Annotated in this window: 15 protein-coding genes; 7 read left to right on the plus strand and 8 right to left on the minus strand. The window is 71.3% G+C overall.

Translation table 11 applies throughout. The features are described 5' to 3' along the window. The first annotated feature begins 155 nt into the window (after window positions 1-155). Window positions 156-1,793 carry a class I adenylate-forming enzyme family protein gene (locus tag ACFQ7Q_RS14750; protein WP_383554252.1) on the plus strand — a complete coding sequence of 546 codons (1,638 nt, stop codon included), beginning with the start codon at window positions 156-158 and terminating at the stop codon, window positions 1,791-1,793. Here the strand turns inward: ACFQ7Q_RS14750 and ACFQ7Q_RS14755 are convergent. Next, window positions 1,780-3,060, minus strand: a complete 1,281-nt coding sequence (locus ACFQ7Q_RS14755; RefSeq protein WP_383554255.1) for a M6 family metalloprotease domain-containing protein — start codon at window positions 3,058-3,060, stop codon at window positions 1,780-1,782. The two genes, ACFQ7Q_RS14750 and ACFQ7Q_RS14755, sit on opposite strands and share 14 nt — an antisense overlap. Window positions 3,061-3,370: 310 nt before the next feature. Here ACFQ7Q_RS14755 and ACFQ7Q_RS14760 point away from each other — a divergent pair, with 310 nt between their 5' ends. Both ACFQ7Q_RS14760 and ACFQ7Q_RS14765 read left to right on the plus strand, forming a co-directional pair. Next, the gene (locus ACFQ7Q_RS14760; protein WP_383554359.1) at window positions 3,371-4,009 is read left to right on the plus strand and encodes a TetR/AcrR family transcriptional regulator; all 639 of its coding nucleotides are present in this window, start codon (window positions 3,371-3,373) and stop codon (window positions 4,007-4,009) included. 146 nt (window positions 4,010-4,155) lie between these two features. After that, window positions 4,156-5,667 (plus strand): MFS transporter, encoded by a 1,512-nt coding sequence (locus ACFQ7Q_RS14765; RefSeq protein WP_383554257.1) that lies wholly within the window; start codon window positions 4,156-4,158, stop codon window positions 5,665-5,667. Window positions 5,668-5,738: 71 nt separating this feature from the next. Here the strand turns inward: ACFQ7Q_RS14765 and ACFQ7Q_RS14770 are convergent, their stop codons facing one another. Further along, a complete protein-coding gene (locus ACFQ7Q_RS14770) occupies window positions 5,739-6,242 on the minus strand; it encodes a MarR family winged helix-turn-helix transcriptional regulator (protein ID WP_383554260.1) in 504 nt (167 codons plus the stop codon). A 172-nt stretch (window positions 6,243-6,414) separates the two neighbouring features. Here ACFQ7Q_RS14770 and ACFQ7Q_RS14775 point away from each other — a divergent pair, with 172 nt between their 5' ends. Next, window positions 6,415-7,209, plus strand: coding sequence for a dioxygenase (locus ACFQ7Q_RS14775; RefSeq protein WP_383554262.1), 795 nt, complete (start codon window positions 6,415-6,417; stop codon window positions 7,207-7,209). Between the two features lie 71 nt (window positions 7,210-7,280). On the opposite strand, the gene ACFQ7Q_RS14780 is transcribed toward ACFQ7Q_RS14775, so the two are convergent. Both ACFQ7Q_RS14780 and ACFQ7Q_RS14785 read right to left on the minus strand, forming a co-directional pair. Next, window positions 7,281-8,288, minus strand: a complete 1,008-nt coding sequence (locus tag ACFQ7Q_RS14780; RefSeq protein ID WP_383554265.1) for a questin oxidase family protein — start codon at window positions 8,286-8,288, stop codon at window positions 7,281-7,283. An 84-nt stretch (window positions 8,289-8,372) separates the two neighbouring features. Next, entirely contained in the window at window positions 8,373-8,927 is a 555-nt protein-coding gene (locus tag ACFQ7Q_RS14785; RefSeq protein WP_383554267.1) for a GNAT family N-acetyltransferase, read from the minus strand. Between the two features lie 147 nt (window positions 8,928-9,074). Here ACFQ7Q_RS14785 and ACFQ7Q_RS14790 point away from each other — a divergent pair, with 147 nt between their 5' ends. Continuing rightward, window positions 9,075-10,100 carry an RNA polymerase sigma factor RpoD/SigA gene (locus ACFQ7Q_RS14790; RefSeq protein ID WP_383554270.1) on the plus strand — a complete coding sequence of 342 codons (1,026 nt, stop codon included), beginning with the start codon at window positions 9,075-9,077 and terminating at the stop codon, window positions 10,098-10,100. 146 nt (window positions 10,101-10,246) lie between these two features. On the opposite strand, the gene ACFQ7Q_RS14795 is transcribed toward ACFQ7Q_RS14790, so the two are convergent. From ACFQ7Q_RS14795 to ACFQ7Q_RS14805, 3 genes are all read right to left on the minus strand, one after another. After that, window positions 10,247-11,866, minus strand: coding sequence for a cation acetate symporter (locus tag ACFQ7Q_RS14795; protein ID WP_383554273.1), 1,620 nt, complete (start codon window positions 11,864-11,866; stop codon window positions 10,247-10,249). Then, window positions 11,863-12,465 carry a DUF485 domain-containing protein gene (locus ACFQ7Q_RS14800; RefSeq protein ID WP_383554275.1) on the minus strand — a complete coding sequence of 201 codons (603 nt, stop codon included), beginning with the start codon at window positions 12,463-12,465 and terminating at the stop codon, window positions 11,863-11,865. Before ACFQ7Q_RS14800 ends, ACFQ7Q_RS14795 begins: the two co-directional genes overlap by 4 nt. Window positions 12,466-12,748: 283 nt before the next feature. Beyond that, window positions 12,749-13,711 (minus strand): helix-turn-helix transcriptional regulator, encoded by a 963-nt coding sequence (locus ACFQ7Q_RS14805; protein ID WP_383554277.1) that lies wholly within the window; start codon window positions 13,709-13,711, stop codon window positions 12,749-12,751. 62 nt (window positions 13,712-13,773) lie between these two features. Here ACFQ7Q_RS14805 and ACFQ7Q_RS14810 point away from each other — a divergent pair, with 62 nt between their 5' ends. After that, window positions 13,774-15,327, plus strand: a complete 1,554-nt coding sequence (locus ACFQ7Q_RS14810; protein ID WP_383554279.1) for an MFS transporter — start codon at window positions 13,774-13,776, stop codon at window positions 15,325-15,327. A gap of 164 nt (window positions 15,328-15,491) precedes the next feature. Here ACFQ7Q_RS14810 and ACFQ7Q_RS14815 read toward each other — a convergent pair whose 3' ends face one another. Then, entirely contained in the window at window positions 15,492-16,700 is a 1,209-nt protein-coding gene (locus ACFQ7Q_RS14815) for a hypothetical protein (RefSeq protein WP_383554282.1), read from the minus strand. 277 nt (window positions 16,701-16,977) lie between these two features. Between ACFQ7Q_RS14815 and ACFQ7Q_RS14820 the strand changes: the two genes are divergently transcribed. Then, on the plus strand, window positions 16,978-18,141 hold the full coding sequence (locus ACFQ7Q_RS14820) for a glycosyltransferase (RefSeq protein ID WP_383554285.1): 1,164 nt from the start codon (window positions 16,978-16,980) through the stop codon (window positions 18,139-18,141). The last annotated feature ends 7 nt before the right edge of the window (window positions 18,142-18,148 follow it).

An 18,148-nucleotide genomic window follows, 5' to 3' on the forward strand; every position in this document is an offset into this window, starting at 1 on the left:
CGTGGGAGGCGGTGTCCGGGCCGTGGTCCGGGCCCCCGGCCGGGGCGTGATCCAGCCCTTCTGACCTGCGGCGACGGGTGGTACGTTCCGGGACAGGACGGGACGGGACGGAGCGTGTCGTGGAGAGGGTGGACGTGCGCGGAGGAGAGACGGCCGTGGGCATCGGTGCTCGGTTGGCCGCGCCCGGCGGGCCCTTCGCGGTCGAGGACGGTGTGTACGTCGGCGGCCCCCGCACGCTGCGGGAGTTCGTGGAGGCCACCTGGGCCTACGGCGACCAGGTCTTCCTGGTGTCCGAGGACGGGGAGCTGACCTACCGGGAGTTCTTCGACGCCGCCTGTGGGCTCGCCCGGCGCTTCGGCGAGGTGTACGGGCTGCGGCCGGGGGACCGGGCCGCCGTCGCGATGCGGAACCACCCCGAGTGGCACATCGCCTTCTGGGCCGCCCAGCTCGCCGGCCTCGTCGCCGTCCCCCTCAACGCCTGGTGGACCGAGGAGGAGCTCGCGTACGCCCTCGACGACTGCGAGCCCCGGATCCTCCTCGTCGACGGCGAGCGGGTCGAGCGGGTCCGGCGCTGGGCGCGGGAGCACGACGTGCCGGGTGTCGTCTTCCACGGGGAGACCGGGCAAGCCGGGGAGACCGGGCAAGCCGGGGAGGGCTTCCGGGAGTACGTACGCGACACCGACCCGCTCCTCGGGCCGCCGCCCGTCGACGTCCTGCCCGAGCACGACGCCACCATCATCTACACCTCCGGGACCACCGGCCGGCCCAAGGGGGCCGTCGCCACCCACCTCGCGCAGGCCGGGGCCGCGATGAATCCGCGGTACTACGCCGCCGCCTCCGCCCTCGGCCGCGGCACGGTCCCCGGGCAGGGGCCCGTGCCCGTCTCGCTCACCACGTTCCCGTTCTTCCACGTGGCGGCGTTCACGTCGTTCTACTCGGTCATGGCGGCGGGCGGGACCCTCGTCCTGATGCGGAAGTGGGACGCGGACAAGGCCCTGGAGCTGATCCGGCGCCACCGCGTCACGCACTACGCGGGCGTGCCGACGACCGCCCTGCAGCTGCTCGACCGGGCGGAGGAGACCGGCGATCGGCTGGAGAGCCTCGTCATGCTCAACACCGGGGGCGCCGCCGCGCCGCCCGAGATCGTGGCCCGCCTCACCGCCCTGTACGGGGAGCGCATCGAGCCGCGCAACGGCTACGGGCTCACCGAGACCTGCGGGGGCGTGTTCGCGAACTTCGGGGCCGAGTACCGCGCGGATCCGCGGAGCGTCGGCCGGCCCACGCCCGCCACCGAGGTCCGGATCGACCGGCCGGACGCGGACGGCGTCGGCGAGCTGTGGCTGCGCGGGCAGTCCGTCGTCCGCGGGTACTGGCGGGACGAGGAGGCGACGAGGAACGCCTTCGGCGACGACGGATGGTTCCGTACCGGGGACCTCGCCCGCCTCCACGACGGGCGGATCACTCTCGTCGACCGGCTCAAGGACATGGTGATCCGCGGCGGCGAGAACGTGTACTGCGTCGAGGTCGAGAACGTCCTCCAGGACCACCCCGACGTCCTCGACGCCGCCGTCCTCGGCCTGCCGCACGCCACCCTGGGGGAGGAGGTCGCCGCGGTCGTACGTCTCAGGGAGCCGTCGGACGTCACGGCCGACGAGCTGCGAGCGCACGTCGGCGCGCGCCTCGCCGCCTTCAAGGTGCCGGCCCGGGTGGTCGTACGGGACGCCGAGCTGCCCCGGAACGCCACCGGGAAGATCCTCAAGCGCGAGCTCAGGGAGGAGCTCACGCGCGGGTGACGCGGACCCGGTAGTGGCCCTTGTCGTCCTCGTGCGTCACCGTGATCCGGATGCCGTTGGTGCGGTCCGTGAAGGTCTCGCCCGGGCGGTACGGGGCGTCCGACAGCTCCGCGTGGACGTTCGGGCGGCGCGTGCAGCCGCCGCTGTCCTTGTCGCTGTCGGCCACGGTCACCGGGCCGTGCCCGGTGTCGACGTCGGACTCGACCCGGTAGATCAGGACCCCCGGCTCGCAGACGGCCTCGTCGTTGCCGTCGCGGGTGCGGACCTCGATCGCGTAGCCCGAGGTCTCGGAGAGCGGTACGAAGGCGAGCTTGTCGCCGCCCGTGGCCGCCAGCGGGGTCAGCGTGTACTCGTGCGTGCCGGGCGTGGACGCGCAGCCGATCTGCTCGTTGTCGAGCCAGCCCAGCTTCCACTTGTGCCAGCCGAGGAGGTCGTTGTTGGCCCCCCAGTCCTCGGACATGATGTCCCAGTGCCCGACCGTGCCGCCGCCGTCGGCGGTGTAGAGGTCGGGCAGGCCGAAGACATGACCGTTCTCGTGCGGCAGGACGCGGTAGCCGGTCGTGGCGTACGAGCCCGAGCCGTCGTCCTGGCGGCTGTAGACGAACGACGTGTTGGAGAGCGGGACGCCGTCCGCGAAGGGGGCGTCGTCGTTGCCGGAGAAGGTGACGGACAGGACGGTGTCCAGGGCCGAGGGGCCGGCGTTCGGGGTGACCAGGATGTTGACCAGGTCGTATGCGCTGAAGTCGACCTTCGGGTCGGCGGCCTTCACGATGTCCTCGACGAACCCGCGGTAGCCCGGTTCGTACGGTGAGCCGCGCTCTATCCCGTACGAGGAGAACGGCCTCGGCATCCGCAGCCAGTCGGATATCGGGGCCTCGGGGTGGTAGTGCAGGCGCCCGTACGAGCTGGTGCGGAACCACTCGGAGGTCTTCGGGAAGAACTCGCCGTAGCGGCCGAGCGCCGTGCCGTCCCCGGGCGCGTCGGGGAAGTCGACCATCAGGTTGAGGGCCCTGACCTTGCCCGTGGAGCGGGCGTAGCCCGGTGCGGTCGGCAGGCCCTCCGACATCTGCACACCCAGCGTCGTGGCGATCCGGCACGGCCCGAGCTTGGACTCCCGCGAGTCCCTGGGTGCGGTGGCCACCGGGCCCGCCGAGGCCGGTGTCGGGCCCGGGAGGGTGCTGCTGGCCGAGGCCAGGGCGGCGAGCGCGAGGGCTGCTGCCACGGCGAGGGCGACGGGTCTGCGTATCCCCCGGCGGGTCTGGTGCATCCGGTCGCCTCTCTGGTCAGCCTCAGGTCAGCGTCAGCCGGCTGGTGGGTCAGCTGCTCGGGTCAGCTGGTCAGCGCCGCTGCTCGATCAGCCTGTGTCGAGAGGTGCGCGGGCGCGCGCGGGGTTGGCCCGATCGTGGGTATTCCACGCAGTGCCATGAATGTGACCCAGATCACAGTCGAGCGGGGAAATAACCGGGGACTCGCTCCCCGTTTACACCTGTGTTCCACGAAGTGGGGACTCGGTCCCCGGATCACGAGAAGGAGGATGTGGCGTGACCACCCAGGCCGGCGCCGAGCCCGCCCGTCGTATGCCCCGCCCGCGGGCTGACGCCCTGCGCAACCGCGAGCGGATCGTGACGGCGGCCCGCGAGATGTTCGTCGAGTTCGGCCCGCAGGTGCCGCTCGACGAGATCGCGCGGCGCGCCGGGGTCGGCAACGCCACGCTCTACCGCAACTTCCCCGAGCGCAACGACCTGATCCACGAGGTCGTCGTCTCCGTCACGTCCCGCACCACGGACCTGGCGGAGGAGGCGGCCGCGGCCGTGGACGCGGGGGAGCTCGACGCCTTCGACGCGCTGCGCCGCTTCACCCACGGCGCCGCGGACGAACGCATCGGCGCCCTGTGCCCTATGCTCGACGGCACCTTCGAGATGGACCAGCCCGAACTGGTCGCCGAGCGCACGCGGTTGGAGGAGGCCGTGCGGGGCCTCGTCGACCGGGCGCACCGGTCGGGCAGGCTCCGCCCCGACGTCGACGTCGGTGACCTGCTGGTCGCCGTCTCCCAGCTGACCCGGCCGCTCCCGGGCACCGCCTGTCTGAACATGGACCGTTTCGTCCACCGCCATCTGCAGCTGTTCCTGGACGGTCTCGAAGCGCCCGCGCGCTCCGTGCTGCCCGGCTCGGCCGCCACTCTGGAGGATCTGCGGGGCGACTCCGACGAGTCGTGACCCCGAGCTGACCGTCCCGTAACGCACCCGAGGCGCACGCCCCGGGACGCACACGCCGAAGCGCGGTCCACGACGCGCTCTCGAGCCCTGGCACCCCTGTACTTAAGTCCGGTTTTCCCTTTACGCACCAAGAGGTGGCCACACCCATGTCCGAAACGGATCCGAGGCGCTGGAAAGCGCTGATCTTCATCGCCCTCGCCCAGCTGATGGTCGTGCTCGACGCGACGATCGTGAACATCGCGCTGCCCTCCGCCCAGCAGGACCTGGGGATCTCGGACGGCAACCGGCAGTGGGTCATCACGGCCTACGCACTGGCCTTCGGTGGTCTGCTGCTCTTCGGCGGCCGTATCGCGGACCTCTGGGGCCGTAAGCGCACCTTCGTCGTCGGCCTGATCGGCTTCGCCGCCGCCTCCGCCCTCGGCGGGGCCGCGACCGGCGAGGCGATGATGCTCGGTGCCCGCGCGCTCCAGGGCGCGTTCGGCGCGCTGCTCGCGCCCGCCGCGCTCTCCCTGCTCGCGGTGATGTTCACCGATGCCAAGGAGCGTGCCAAGGCGTTCGGCATCTACGGTGCGATCGCCGGTGGCGGTGGCGCCGTGGGCCTGATCCTCGGTGGCTTCCTCACCGAGTACCTGGACTGGCGCTGGACCTTCTTCGTCAACATCCCGTTCGCGATCGTCGCGGCGGCGGGCGCGTACTTCGTCATCCGCGAGCCGGCCGACGGGCGCAACCGTTCGCCGCTCGACATCCCGGGCGTGATCCTGTCCACCCTCGGCCTGGTCGCGCTCGTCTACGGCTTCACCCGCGCCGAGTCCGAGGGCTGGTCCGACGCCACCACGGTCGGCATGTTCGTCGCCTCCGCCGTGCTCCTCGCCGCCTTCGTCCTGACCGAGGCGAAGGTCAAGTCGCCGCTGCTGCCGCTGCGCGTCCTGACCGAGCGCAACCGCGGCGGTGTGTACCTGTCGCTGGGTCTGGCCATCATCGCGATGTTCGGCCTGTTCCTCTTCCTGACGTACTACCTCCAGGTCGTGAAGGGGTACTCGCCGGTCAAGACGGGCTTCGCGTTCCTCCCGATGATCGCGGGCATGATCATCGGCTCGACCCAGATCGGCACGCGGCTGATGATGCGCGTTCCCCCGCGCTGGCTGATGGGTCCGGGCTTCCTGACCGCCGCCGTCGGCATGCTGCTGCTCACCCAGCTGGAGATCGGCACCTCGTACGCCGGTCTGATCCTGCCCGCCCAGCTGCTGCTCGGCCTCGGTATGGGTACGGCCTTCATGCCGGCCATGTCGCTCGCCACGCACGGCGTCGACCCGCAGGACGCCGGTGTGGCCTCCGCGATGGTCAACACCTCGCAGCAGGTCGGCGGCGCGATCGGTACGGCGCTGCTGAACACGATCGCCGCCTCGGCCACGACCGCGTACATCGCCGACCACGCGGCCGGCGCCACCACGCAGGGCGCCCAGAAGCTGCTCCAGCTCCAGGGCATGGTCGAGGGCTACGCGGCGGCCATCTGGTGGGCCGTCGGCATCCTGGTCGTCTCGGCCGCGATCGCCGCCACCTTCATCAACACCGGGAAGCCGGGGACCGGCGCGGTGGCCGCGTCCGGGTCCGGCGAGGGCGCCGAGGACGAGGTGAAGATCCCCGTCATCGCGCACTGACCCGGATCCCCGTCATCGCGCCGGGATTCCCGTCATCGCGGCCGCCCGGTCGCCGCCTGCCCTGGTTCCGCTCAGCGGAGCCAGGGCAGGTCCGCGTTCGGGTCCGTCGGCTGGAGCCCCTCCGCCATCACCTTCATGATCTCGCCGAGCTGCTCCACCTGGTGCGGGGTGAGCCGGTCGAACATCGCCTGCCGTACGGCGGCGACATGGCCGGGGGCCGTCCGCTCCAGCACGTCGTACCCCTCGTCCGTGAGGTGCGCGAACTGTCCCCGCTTGTCGGAGGGACAGTCCTCGCGGAGCACCCAGCCGTTCTTCTCCAGGCGCGCGACGGCATGCGAGAGCCGGGAGCGGGTGATCTTGGCGCCCTTGGCGAGCTCGGTCATCCGCAGCCGCCGCCGGGGCGCCTGGGAGAGCTGGACGAGCAGGCCGTAGTAGATGTGCGGCATCCCGGCGTCGCGCTGCAGCTGGCGGTCGAGATGGTCCTCGAGGAGGGTGGTGGCGTGCAGGTACGCGCGCCAGACGTGCTGCTCCTCGTCGCTGAGCCAGCGGGGCGCGTCGTTGGGTGCCATGGTCATGTATCTATCCTACGGCTCATTCTTGAAAGTTGAACTAGATCGGGTCTAAGCTCGTCATGTCAGGTGAGCTTGAACTTTCAATGACTGGCTGGGTCGGTCGGTCCGGACGACACGACGTCGGTCCGCACGACGTCGACCCGTACGTCATCGACCCGGAACGGAGGCGGTCGTCATGGACGCCGACACCACGCTGGAACGGATGCCCGCCCTCTATCTCTCGCACGGTGCCCCGCCACTCGCCGACGACCCGGTCTGGCCCGGCGAACTCGCCGCCTGGTCGGCGGGGCTGCCCCGGCCGAAGGCCATTCTGATGGTCTCCGCCCACTGGGAGGAGGCCCCGCTCGCCCTGGGCGCGACCGAGACCCTCCCCCTCGTCTACGACTTCTGGGGCTTCCCCGAGCACTACTACCGGGTGCGGTACGCGGCCCCGGGCGCGCCCGGACTCGCCGCGTCGGTCCGCAAGCTCCTGCACGGTCCCGGCACTCCCGTGCAGGACATCCCCGACCGGGGGCTCGACCACGGCGCCTACGTGCCGCTCGTGGAGATGTTCCCGGACGCCGACGTCCCCGTACTTCAGATCTCCCTGCCCACGCTCGACCCGCGGAAGCTGATGGACATCGGCCGCCGGCTCGCCCCGCTGCGCGACGAGGGCGTACTGATCGTCGGCAGCGGCTTCTTCACCCACAACCTGGCCGCGCTGCGGCACTCCGGGCCGGGGGTGCCGGGCTGGTCGGCGGAGTTCGACGACTGGGGGCGCCACGCCCTGGAGGCGGAGGACGTCGACTCGCTCCTCGACTTCGAGCACAAGTCCCCGGCCGGCCGGCTCGCCCACCCGCGCACGGAGCACTTCGCACCGCTGTTCGTCACCTTGGGTGCGGCGGACGCGGCGGGGGACCTGGGCGGTGGCCGGAGCGTGATCGACGGCTTCTGGATGGGCCTCGCGAAGCGCTCGGTGCAGTTCGGCTGAGCCCACCGGCCCGGCGTCGTCGTCCGACGGAGGCTCCGGGCGGCCCCCGCGCGTCGGCTGGAGTCGTCCGCTCAGAACACCGGCGGGTTGAGTTCGACCGCGCGGACCGCGGCGGCCAGCGCGAGCGGATCGCCGACGTCGAGCGCGGTGTCGGTGAACTTGATCGTGTGGTCGTCGCCGTGCGCCGCCGCCCGCTCGAAGACCTCCTCGGCGGTGAGCGTGACGGAGGCGTACGCGGCCGGCTCGGGCGGTGTGTAGGCGGCGGTCACCGCGGCCGAGGCCGCCCAGGCCGCCGACAGACTCGGCGCCCACAGCTCGCGCGGCAGCGCGGGGAGGGTGCGCAGGACCGCGTTGGGGGCGGTCGCGGCATGCACCAGCATGATCGGCTCGCCGTGGCCGTGGGTGGCATAGCGGTGGGTCGCGGCCGTGACCAGCTCGGTGAGCAGGGTGTGCGCGGTCTCCGGGTCGGGGGCGGCGCCCCAGCGGGGGAACGCGGTCAGCTGGGAGAGGCGGTCGCGGATCCCGCCGTCCTGGCGGGGGACGGGCGGCACGGCGTCGAGTGCCGCGGCCGCGCTCGGAGCGGCGGCGAGATCGGTCAGCGGGGGCAGCGGCTTGTGGCGGGCGGCCCAGTAGCCGAGGGCATGGGCCAGTTCCGCACGGCGCGGCGCGGTCTCCGGGGTCGTCAGGAGGGTGCGTACGGCGTGGCCGGTACGGATCACGGGGTGGGTCGAGCCGCCCGCGATGCCGGGGAGGAGGCGCGGCCACCACTCGGAGAGCACCTCCCGCCAGGGCCGCTCCTCGGTCTCCCGCTCGAAGAAGCGCGCCCAGGCGGCGATCCGGGCCGGGTCGCCGAGCGCCTCGCGCCAGTTCGCGGCGGTGACGGGGGAGTGGAGGGGCGGCATGTCCTCCAGCTTGTGGCGGTAGTGGTCGAGCCAGCGGTGCACGGCCGGGGCGTGACCGTTGCGCACGAGCGCCTCGACGGCCATCGGGGCGTGGTTGGTGAGCCAGCCGTGGCGCTCCGGGCCGGTGGCGTGGAGGCGTTCGAGGGCTTCGTCGAGGGTGCCGGTGGTGTCGTCCATGGGGCGACGGTAGGTGCGGCTGCGGGTGATCCGTAACGGCCGAGCGACCTAGTCCGGGACCTAGTCCTCGGTCTGCCGTGGGACCTACTCCTGCCGCGGGACCCGCTCCTCGTGCAGGGCCTTCTCGTACCAGGCCACGTCCCAGTACCGGCCGAACTTCCGGCCGACCTCCCCGTACGTGCCGATGTGGCGGAAGCCGAAGCGGGTGTGGAGCCGGATCGAGGGCTCGTTGGGGAGCGCGATGCCGGCGTAGGCGCGGTGGACGTCCTCGCCGGCCAGGGCCTCGAAGAGCCGCTCGTAGAGGAGTGTGCCGATGCCCCGGCCGGCGGCGTCCGGGGAGAGGTACACGCTGACCTCCACGGAGGTGGAGTACGCGGCCTTGGGGCGGAAGGGGCTGCTGGTCGCATATCCGAGAATTCGGCTTTTCGCCTCTTTCCGGACATCGTGAGCAACCAGAAGGCGGTGCGGGCCGTCTTCAGGGTGGGAGCGGAGCCAAGGGAGTCGACGCTCCGGTGTGAAGGGCTCGGTGTCGAAGGTGATCGTGGTTTCGCGGACGTAGTGGTTGTACAGCTCCGTGAGGGCCTCCAGGTCGCCCTCCGTGCCCGCCCTGACCTGCGTATCCGCGTATTCAGACAGCATCTATCCCCCTTGATGGCGGCACAGGGTACTGCATGATCGCGAAAATCGATGCGCCGGGTGGGAATTCTGTCCTGATTCCAGTCGTTGTTTCCGTCGGATGCAGGGCACCCGAGAGGGTGTCGCGACCTACTCAGCAAGGGAGCACGCATGGCAACCCGTGCCGTCGCCCGTCGTTCGTCCGCCAAGAGCGGGAGCAGCACGCGGGCCAGCGGAGTTCGCGCCGTGGGCGGGGAGATCGCCGACCGCGACCTGGTCGGCATGTACCTCGACGAGATCGCGCGCACGCCCCTGCTCGACGCCGCAAAGGAGGTCGAGCTCTCCCAGACGATCGAGGCGGGTGTGTACGCCCGGCAGATCCTCGACGGAGTCGTGACATCGGCCGCTGCCGCGGCGGGGTCGAGCGAGGCGGGCGGCGCGTCCCGCGAGGAACTCGAAGCGCTCTACGAGGCGGGCGAGCGCGCCAAGGACCTCTTCATCAAGTCGAACCTGCGGCTGGTCGTCGCGGTCGCGCGACGCTATCCGCGCAGCGGGCTGCCGCTGCTCGACCTGATCCAGGAGGGGAACGCGGGCCTGGTGCGCGCGGTCGAGAAGTTCGACTACGCGAAGGGCTTCAAGTTCTCGACGTACGCCACGTGGTGGATCCGCCAGGCCATCACGCGGTCCATAGCCGACCAGTCGCGCACGATCCGGCTCCCCGTCCACCTGGTGGAGGAGCTGGGGCGGATCCGGCGGGTGCAGCGCGAGTTCAACCGGGAGCACGGCCGCGAGCCGGAGCCGGCGGAGATCGCGGCCGAGCTGGACACCAAGCCGGAGCGGGTCGTCGACGTCCTCGACTGGGCGCGTGACCCGGTCTCGCTGAACATGTCGGTGGACGACGAGGGCGAGACGCAGTTCGGTGACCTGCTGGAGGACACCTCGGCGGTGTCGCCCGAGCAGTCGGTGCTGACGCTGCTGCGCAGTGAGGAGCTCGACGACCTGATCGACAAGCTCGACCACCGCACGGCCTCGATCATCCGGATGCGGTACGGAATCGAGGACGGCCGGGAGCGGACGCTGACCGAGGTCGGCAAGGAGCACGGCCTGACGCGGGAGCGGATCCGCCAGATCGAGAAGCACGCGCTCCTGGAACTGAAGAAGATGGCCCGCGACACGGGCTTCGACGCGGTGGCCTAGGGCCTTCCGTTCGGATCAGGCCGGATCAGTGTGCGGCATCAGGGCACGCGAGCCCGGCAGGATCCGAACGAGAGCACCCCGGGACAGCCGAAAGGGCGCCCGGCCTGGAACTTCAGGCCGGGAGCCCTTTCGTCGGGGCGTGCGCGTCAGGACGCGGAGGCGCTGTTCGCCGCGGGGGTGCCGGCCAGGATCGTCTCCTCCACCGCTTCGTACCGCATGCGCTGGTCGGCCGGGTCGCGTTCGCGGAGCACCGTGCCGAGCCAGCCCGCGAGGAAGCCCAGCGGGGCCGAGAGGATGCCCGACGTGGTGAACGGGAACCAGTTGAAGTCCTGGTCCGGGAAGATCGCCTGGGGCGATCCGGACACCAGGTTGCTGCCGGTCATGAGGATGAACGCGGAGGCGCTGCCCACGATGAGGGTGCAGAGCAGTCCCGTACGGGAGTAGCGGCGCCAGAAGAGGCTGTAGATGAGGGCCGGTGCGACCGCGGACGCGCCGATGCAGAACGACAGGGTGAGCAGTGCCTGAAGGTTCAGATGCCGTGCACCGGCGGCGATCGCGATCGCCACGAGCCCGACGACCGCCGCGGCGGTCCGGGCGATGGCCATCTCCGCGGAGCCCTTCAGTTGCGCCTTGCGGCGCAGCCCGTGCGTGATGAGGTCGTGCGCCAGGGTGTTGGCGCAGGCGAGGGTGATCCCGGCGACCGAGGCCAGCAGGGTGAGGAAGATGGCTGTCGCCACGGCCGTGAACAGCAGTGTCTCGACGGTCGTCTGGTCCGTGCCCATGACGGCCTGGCTGACCATGAGGAACGCCGTCTTGCCCTGCGGGTCGCCGGCGACGATCCTCTGGTGGCCGACGATCGCCGCCGCGCCGAAGCCGATGACGGCGATCAGCAGACAGGTCACGACGACGGTCGACACGGCCCAGGACATCGAGCGCCGCACGGCTGCCGCGCTGCGCGCGGTGAACATGCGCATGGTGATCTGCGGCAGCACCGCGGCGCCGAGCACGACCGTCAACTGAGTGCTGATCATGTCGAGTTCGTTGCCGCCGAACTGCAGACCGGAGGCGAGATAGGCGTCTCCCGCCCCGCTGCCGCGCTTGGCGGCGTCCAGCAGCGAGGGCAGGCTGAAGTCGAAGCGGTTGAGGATGAGAACGGCGATCGCCAGGGACGCGCCGAGCAGGGCGACGGTCTTGACGATCTGGATGAAGGCGGTGCCCTTCATGCCGCCGATCGCCGCGTACGCGATCATCAGCAGGCCCAGGAACACGATCGCCCCGGTCTTGAAGCCGTCGGCGTGGAAGCCGAGGACGACGGAGAGGAGATCGCCGGCGCCCGCGAGCTGGAAGATCACCAGCGGCAGCAGTGCGGTCAGCGTGACCGCGGCGGTGGTGATCCGCACGGCGGGGCCGGGGAGACGCCGGGTGAAGACGTCCCCGATCGTGAACCGGCCGGCGTTACGCAGCGGTTCGGCGAGCAGGAACATCATCAGGACCAGCGAGAGCACGGTGCTCAGGGCGAGCGTGATGCCGTCGTAGCCGACGAGCGCGATGATGCCGATGGTGCCGAGCACGGTGCCGGCGGAGATGTAGTCGCCGGCGATCGCGAGGCCGCTCTGCACGGGGGAGAGCGAGCGGTAGCCGGTGTAGAACTCGCCCAGGTCGTCACGATCGGGGCCGGTCATCACGCACAGCAGCAGCGTGACGGTGATGACCGCGATGAACGCCATCAGCGACATGGTCTGGGCCCCGGAGCTGAAGCTGGTCATGCGCGCGCACCTCCGTTGGGCTGCTGCCACACGGGACGTCCGGAGCGGCTCGGGCGTTCCGGGCGGGGCGCGGCTGCCGCGGCCGCCTGCTCGGCGCGTTCGCGGATCGCCGCGGCGAGCGGGTCGACGCGGTTGCGCGCGATCCGCTCGTACAGCGCGATCGCGGCCAGCGCCACGGGCAGCTGGAGGAGCCCCAGGACCAGACCGGTGGTGAGACCACCGGTGATGTTGCCGGTCATCATCGAGGGGGCGTAGGCGGACAGGAAAAGGAAGACGACGAAGTAGCCGAGCGCGGTGAAGGTGGCGACGCGGCGGAGCCTGCGGTAGGCCGATCCGAGCCGGTGCAGATCATCACGATCGTCGGTGGCGGCGGGCGGTTGCGACTGCGGGGACGCGTCCCAGGGCTGCTGCGCGGAGTCCCAGCCCTGCGGCGAGGAGTCCCACGCTCGCGGGGACGAGTCCCAGGCCGCCTGTGGATCGGTGTCCCAGGACGGCGATCCACCCTCCCAGGGCTGCGACGCCGCCTCTTGGCGGTGCCGCCCGGCATTCCGGTGCTGCGGTACGGGCGGTGGGCCGGGGAAAGACTGGTGGTACGACATCGATCTCGCTCCTTGCCGCCCCGGGGAACGGGCGGGTGGCGCTGGTGGTCCGCGTACGTTACTCATGGGTATGGCTCCTGCGTAAGAGGGTTCCGACCGCTCGGTATGTCGGTTCGGTGACGATCCTGTGTGCGCGGCGACGGAACCCGCGGTAACCCCGTCGTGGATCTTTCCGCAGGTCACGGGTGGGTCTCGGGCCACCCTGGGGCCGGGCAGGCCGACGCCCGGCGGCCCCGGGGGCTCTGGGCTCCCGGGGCCGCGGCCGTCCTCGCTCCGGTTCGTGTCAGTTCGTGGTGGATGCCGCCAGGCGCGTCGCCAGGTCCGCCACGTAGGTGACCAGAGCGGCCGGGGCGTGGATCGTGAAGGGGACGTCGACCAGGCCCAGGCGGAGGGCCAGCCATTCGATCGACTCGGCCGTGGGAGTGCTCAGGCGGCAGCTGCTCGGGCCCGTCGCCGTCAGGGTCAGGTGGGCGGGCAGGCGGGCCGTCACGGTCTCCGCCGAGGCGTGGAAGGTGACGTCCAGGTCGACTTCGGGCCGCTGCCCACGGTTGATCGAGCGCGCCATGTACGCGGCGGCGCCGCCCTCCGGCAGCTCCCGCGCCGTGAACCGCGCCCCCGTCGCGAACGGGTCCGACACCCGGTCCACCCGGAACGTGCGCCAGTCCTCGCGCTCCAGGTCGTACGCCACCAGATACCACCGGTGCCCCGTCGACACGAGCCGGTACGGCTCCACCAGGCGCCGTGATTCCGTGCCGTCCCCCGCCCGGTAGCCGAAGCGCAGCCGCTCCTGCCCCGTCACCGCGCCCGCCAGCGCCGTCAGGGTCGACGGCGCGACCGTCGCCCCGTCCCCGCGCGTCAGCGGGATCGTCGCGTTCTGCAGCGTGGAGACACGATGGCGCAGCCGCGACGGCAGCACCTGCTCCAGCTTCGCCAGGGCCCGTACCGACGCCTCCTCCACACCCTCGATCGCGTGCCCCGCCCCCGCCCGCAGCCCCACCGCGATCGCGACCGCCTCCTCGTCGTCGAGGAGCAGCGGAGGCATCGCCGCACCGGCGACCAGGCGGTACCCGCCCACCGCGCCCTTCGTCGCCTCGACCGGGTAGCCGAGCTCCCGGAGCCGGTCGATGTCCCGCCGGATCGTGCGGGCGGAGACCGAGAGCCGGTCCGCCAGTTCGCTGCCCGGCCACTCACGCGGAGTCTGGAGCAGCGACAGCAGATTCAGAAGTCGTGCGGGAGTGTCCGTCATGCCTTCCAGGGTGCCGTTTATCTAGGACATCAGCTGACCTACATGGCCTCTATCTTCATCGTATGAGTTCACACGACGCCGTTCCGGAAGCGGCCACGGAAGCGCAGGCCGCCACCGAAGCGGTCGCGGACCGCCGGCGCTGGATAGCCCTCGCCATCGTCATGACCGCGGCCTTCATGGACCTGGTCGACGCCACGATCGTCAACATCGCGATTCCGAGCATCGAGCGCGACCTCGGCGCCTCGTTCGGTGCCATCCAGTGGATCACCGCCGGCTACGCCCTCGCGTTCGCCGCCGGTCTGATCACGGGCGGACGTCTCGGCGACATCTTCGGCCGCAAGCGGCTGTTCCTCCTCGGCACCGCCGGATTCACCGTCGCCTCCGCGCTCTGCGGCTTCGCCGCGAACCCGGAGATGCTGGTCGCATCCCGCCTGCTCCAGGGCGCCGCGGCGGCGATGATGGTTCCGCAGGTCCTGTCGATCATCCACGTCACCTTCCCCGCGCACGAGCGCGGCAAGGTCTTCGGCATGTTCGGCGCGATCATCGGCCTCGGCGCGGTCTCCGGCCCGCTGCTCGGCGCGCTGCTCACGCAGTGGAACATCGCCGGCCTGGAGTGGCGGCCGATCTTCCTGATCAACCTGCCGGTCGGCATCGTCGGCCTGCTGCTCGGCCGGAAGTTCATCACCGAGTCGAAGGCGCCCAAGGCGCTCCGCCTCGACATCGTCGGCGTCATGCTGGTCACGCTGGCGCTGCTGATGCTGATCTACCCGCTGACGCGCGGCCGCGAGACCGGCTGGCCGCTCTGGGGCCACCTGTGCATGGCCGGCAGCCTCGTCGTCTTCGCCGCCCTCATCGCCTACGAGAAGTACAAGACGAAGAAGGACGGCTCCCCGCTGCTCGAGCTGTCGCTGTTCAAGGTGAAGAGCTTCGCGGCGGGCATCGCGGTGCAGCTGACCTTCGGTGTCGTGATGGGCATCTTCTTCCTGGTCTGGACGCTGTACATGCAGGTCGGGCTCCACTGGACCCCGCTCAAGGCGGGGCTGACGGGCGTGCCGTTCTCGATCGCCGTCTCGACGGCGGCCGGGCTGTCGGTCCAGAAGCTGGTGCCGCGCTTCGGCCGCAAGGTGCTCCAGGCGGGCGCGCTGACGATGGCCGCCGGTGTGCTGCTCTACATGGGTGTGGCCGGCCGCTACGGCACGGCGATCGACTCCTGGCAGATGATTCCGCCGCTGGTGGTCATGGGTCTGGGCATGGGCCTGATCGTGGCCCCGCTGACGGACGCGGTCCTCTCGGACGTGCCGCGCGAGCACGCGGGCTCGGCGTCGGGCCTGATCAACACGACCGGCCAGATGGGCAACGCGCTCGGGCTCGGACTCGTCTCGGTCGTCTTCTTCGGCGTGATCGACGAGGAGCGTCTCGCGAAGGCTCCGGCCGAGGTGGGCGCGGCGTTCACGGACGCCTTCCAGAACGCGCTCGGGTGGGCGGTGGCGGTGCTCGCCGCGATCTTCCTGGTGATGTTCGCGCTGCCGGCGAAGCCGAAGCAGCACGTGGAGGGCGCGGAGGCGGAAGCGGACGACTCCGAGGGAGCCGCGAAGGAGCCGGTGCTCACGCACTGACCTCGCGCCTTGCACGACGAAGGCCCGGACCGGGACATCCCGGTCCGGGCCTTCGTCGTACGGACCGTCTGCCGCACGGGCGTTCCTGACGTGCCCGACCGGCCCCGCGGGCCCGAGGGGCGGTGCGTACGGCGAGTGCACCGCCCTCGGGCGCGTCGCTCAGGTCAGGAGCGGTTCACCACACCTCCGGTGTCCAGGGCGCGGCCGAACTTCATGGTGCGCATGGCCACCGCGGGCGGGGTCGACTGCTCGTCCCAGTCCTCGTCCCAGGTGAACTGGCCGTTGATGTCGCCGTGTGTCTGCCACACCTCGCCGGTATTCGTGATCACCTTGACGTAGGCGTCGTCGCCCTGGGCTTCGATGCCGACGGCGCACACGCCTGCCGGGTAGTCATCGTTGTCCGGGTCCAGCGGGGGACCAGGGATGTCGTTCGCGTTGGTGAGGTCCTGCCAGACGATCGTCCCACCGAGCGCCGGGGCCCGGCCGACGGACGTCTTGCCGTTGTGCAGAACGACCTGGAAGTCCTCGTCGCCGTTCGGCGCGTAGAGGTCGATGTCGGAGCAGGGCCCGGTGTCACCCGTCGCGCCGGTCGCACCCGTGGCACCGGTCGCACCCGTGGCACCGGTGGCGCCCGTGGGCCCGGTGTCGCCGGTCGCCCCGGTGGGGCCGGTGTCGCCCGTGGGCCCGGTGGCGCCCGTCGCGCCGGTCGCTCCCGTGGCCCCGGTGGGGCCGGTGTCGCCGGTTGCTCCGGTCGGTCCGGTGTCACCCGTGGCGCCGGTCGCTCCGGTGGCTCCCGTGGCGCCGGTCGCTCCGGTGGCTCCCGTGGCGCCCGTCGCTCCGGTGGCTCCGGTCGCTCCCGTGGCGCCGGTGGCTCCGGTGGCGCCCGTCGCTCCCGTCGCTCCCGTCGGGCCCGGGGGACCCTGCTCGCAGTGGTCCGGGCCGCCCACAGGCAGTGCCCGGACGTAGCGGTCGTGTTCCGAGGCCGCCTGCAGGTACTCCGCGAGGCCGCCGCCCAGGAACTGCTGGACGTGGTGGTCCACGAAGCCCTGGAGGTCGCCGAGTTGGGCCTCGCCCTCCTGCGGCATCGCGGCGTTCTTCTCGTTCGAGACCGGCCCCCACAGCTCCGGCGGCCGGCCGTCCTCGTGGTGCGGTCGTCCCTCGTGGTGCGGGCGGTCCCTGCACTCGTCGTCGCCCGAAGGCGTGCCGGCGAGGTTCACCCCCGAAGGACCGGCCACGCTCTGCGGCGTGGCGGAGACGGGAGTCGTGAACCCCGTGAGTACGAGTGCGATCGATGCGATGGCACCTCCGTTGAGCCAGGCGCGGCGTCGCGGGAGCGGGCCAAAGGCGGACCTGGTCCTGGAATCAGGACTCATGCAACAGCTCCTTCTTCATCCGGATCGAGTGATTCACCGGAAGCGAGTTCGAGCTTCCTTTCAGATCATCGGACTGCGATCACGGTGCCTTTACGTCCCCGAGGGGACTGTCAACACCCTGGCCTACCGTCACCATCCCCCTGGGTGCGTACGGCGTGGCGAACCTGAAAGCGCCTGTCGGCGTGCCGTCCCTGACCGTCCCTGGCCTGTGCTTATGGTCGCCCCCCGCCGAACCACCGGAAGTGGTGTTGCCGTGAAGCCATCCGTCTGCTTGTGCATGATCGTCAAGAACGAGGCCCGCGTCATCGAGCGCTGCCTCGCCTCCGTCCGCGACCTGGTGGACACCTGGGTCATCTCCGACACAGGTTCGACCGACGGCACCCAGGACCTCATCCGCAAGGCCCTCCACGGGATCCCCGGAGAGCTGCACGAGGAGCCGTGGGTCAACTTCGGGCACAACCGCAGCCTGAACATCGCCCACGCCCGCGGCCGTGCCGACTACCTCCTGCTCCTCGACGCCGACCTCGTCCTGTGCCAGGAGGGCCCGCTGCCCCCGCTGACCGCCGACGCGTACATGCTGCGCCACAAGGGCACGCTGGAGTACCGCATCAAACGCCTGGTCAGAGGCGATCTGCCGTGGAGGTACGAGGGGGTGACCCACGAGTACCTCACCGCCGACCGGGACCACACCCAGGAGAACCTCGACGCCCTCGCCATCGACGACCGTCACGACGGCGGCTCACGCCACGACAAGTTCGAACGCGACGCCCGGCTGCTCGGCGCCGAGCTCGACCGCGACCCCGGCAACCCTCGTACGGTCTTCTATCTCGCGCAGACCATGCGCGACATGGGCCGCTCCGGGGAGGCGATCAAGCTCTACGAGCGCCGCGCGGCCATGGGCGGCTGGGGTGAGGAGGTCTACTACTCACTCCTCCAGTCCGGAGTGCTCAGGGCGGAGTCCGGCGACTGGCCGGCCGCCATGGACACGCTCACGCGCGCCTGGGACTCGCGGCCGCAGCGCCTCGAAGCCTGCTACGAACTGACGGCACGGCTGCGCAAGCTACGCCGCCACCACTCCGCCCACGCGATCGTCTCGGCCGTGCTCGACCGGGAGCAGCCGCGCGACGACCTGCTTTTCCTGCAGCCGTGGGTGTACCGCTGGGGCCTGCTGTTCGAATTCTCGATCACCGCCTACTGGGTCGGCGACTACGCGGGCTCGCTCGCCGCGTGCGACCGGCTGCTCGCCCTGCCGGACCTGCCCGAGCCGTACCGCAAGCAGACCCGGGCCAACCGAGAGTTCGCCGTCGGCAAGCTCGGCGCCGCCCCGATCCCGCACGCGGCCGCCGCTCCGCCCGACGCCGCTCCCGACGCCGCTCCCGCGGCCGCTCCGCCTGCCGCCGACGCGCCCGCCGCCGACGCGCCCGCGCCGGTGCGCGGCTAGGGGCGGG

This window comes from Streptomyces sp. NPDC056527 (genome assembly GCF_042794475.1).
In the GTDB taxonomy this organism is placed as follows: Bacteria; Actinomycetota; Actinomycetes; order Streptomycetales; family Streptomycetaceae; genus Streptomyces.

Bases quoted from the DNA above. Each gene is read 5' to 3' on its own strand.
- ACFQ7Q_RS14755 (WP_383554255.1), bottom strand. From the start codon at position 3,060: ATGCACCAGACCCGCCGGGGGATACGCAGACCCGTCGCCCTCGCCGTG.
- ACFQ7Q_RS14760 (WP_383554359.1), top strand. From the start codon at position 3,371: ATGCCCCGCCCGCGGGCTGACGCCCTGCGCAACCGCGAGCGGATCGTG.
- ACFQ7Q_RS14765 (WP_383554257.1), top strand. From the start codon at position 4,156: ATGTCCGAAACGGATCCGAGGCGCTGGAAAGCGCTGATCTTCATCGCC.
- ACFQ7Q_RS14770 (WP_383554260.1), bottom strand. From the start codon at position 6,242: ATGACCATGGCACCCAACGACGCGCCCCGCTGGCTCAGCGACGAGGAG.
- ACFQ7Q_RS14775 (WP_383554262.1), top strand. From the start codon at position 6,415: ATGGACGCCGACACCACGCTGGAACGGATGCCCGCCCTCTATCTCTCG.
- ACFQ7Q_RS14780 (WP_383554265.1), bottom strand. From the start codon at position 8,288: ATGGACGACACCACCGGCACCCTCGACGAAGCCCTCGAACGCCTCCAC.
- ACFQ7Q_RS14785 (WP_383554267.1), bottom strand. From the start codon at position 8,927: ATGCTGTCTGAATACGCGGATACGCAGGTCAGGGCGGGCACGGAGGGC.
- ACFQ7Q_RS14790 (WP_383554270.1), top strand. From the start codon at position 9,075: ATGGCAACCCGTGCCGTCGCCCGTCGTTCGTCCGCCAAGAGCGGGAGC.
- ACFQ7Q_RS14795 (WP_383554273.1), bottom strand. From the start codon at position 11,866: ATGACCAGCTTCAGCTCCGGGGCCCAGACCATGTCGCTGATGGCGTTC.
- ACFQ7Q_RS14800 (WP_383554275.1), bottom strand. From the start codon at position 12,465: ATGTCGTACCACCAGTCTTTCCCCGGCCCACCGCCCGTACCGCAGCAC.
- ACFQ7Q_RS14805 (WP_383554277.1), bottom strand. From the start codon at position 13,711: ATGACGGACACTCCCGCACGACTTCTGAATCTGCTGTCGCTGCTCCAG.
- ACFQ7Q_RS14810 (WP_383554279.1), top strand. From the start codon at position 13,774: ATGAGTTCACACGACGCCGTTCCGGAAGCGGCCACGGAAGCGCAGGCC.
- ACFQ7Q_RS14815 (WP_383554282.1), bottom strand. From the start codon at position 16,700: ATGAGTCCTGATTCCAGGACCAGGTCCGCCTTTGGCCCGCTCCCGCGA.
- ACFQ7Q_RS14820 (WP_383554285.1), top strand. From the start codon at position 16,978: ATGATCGTCAAGAACGAGGCCCGCGTCATCGAGCGCTGCCTCGCCTCC.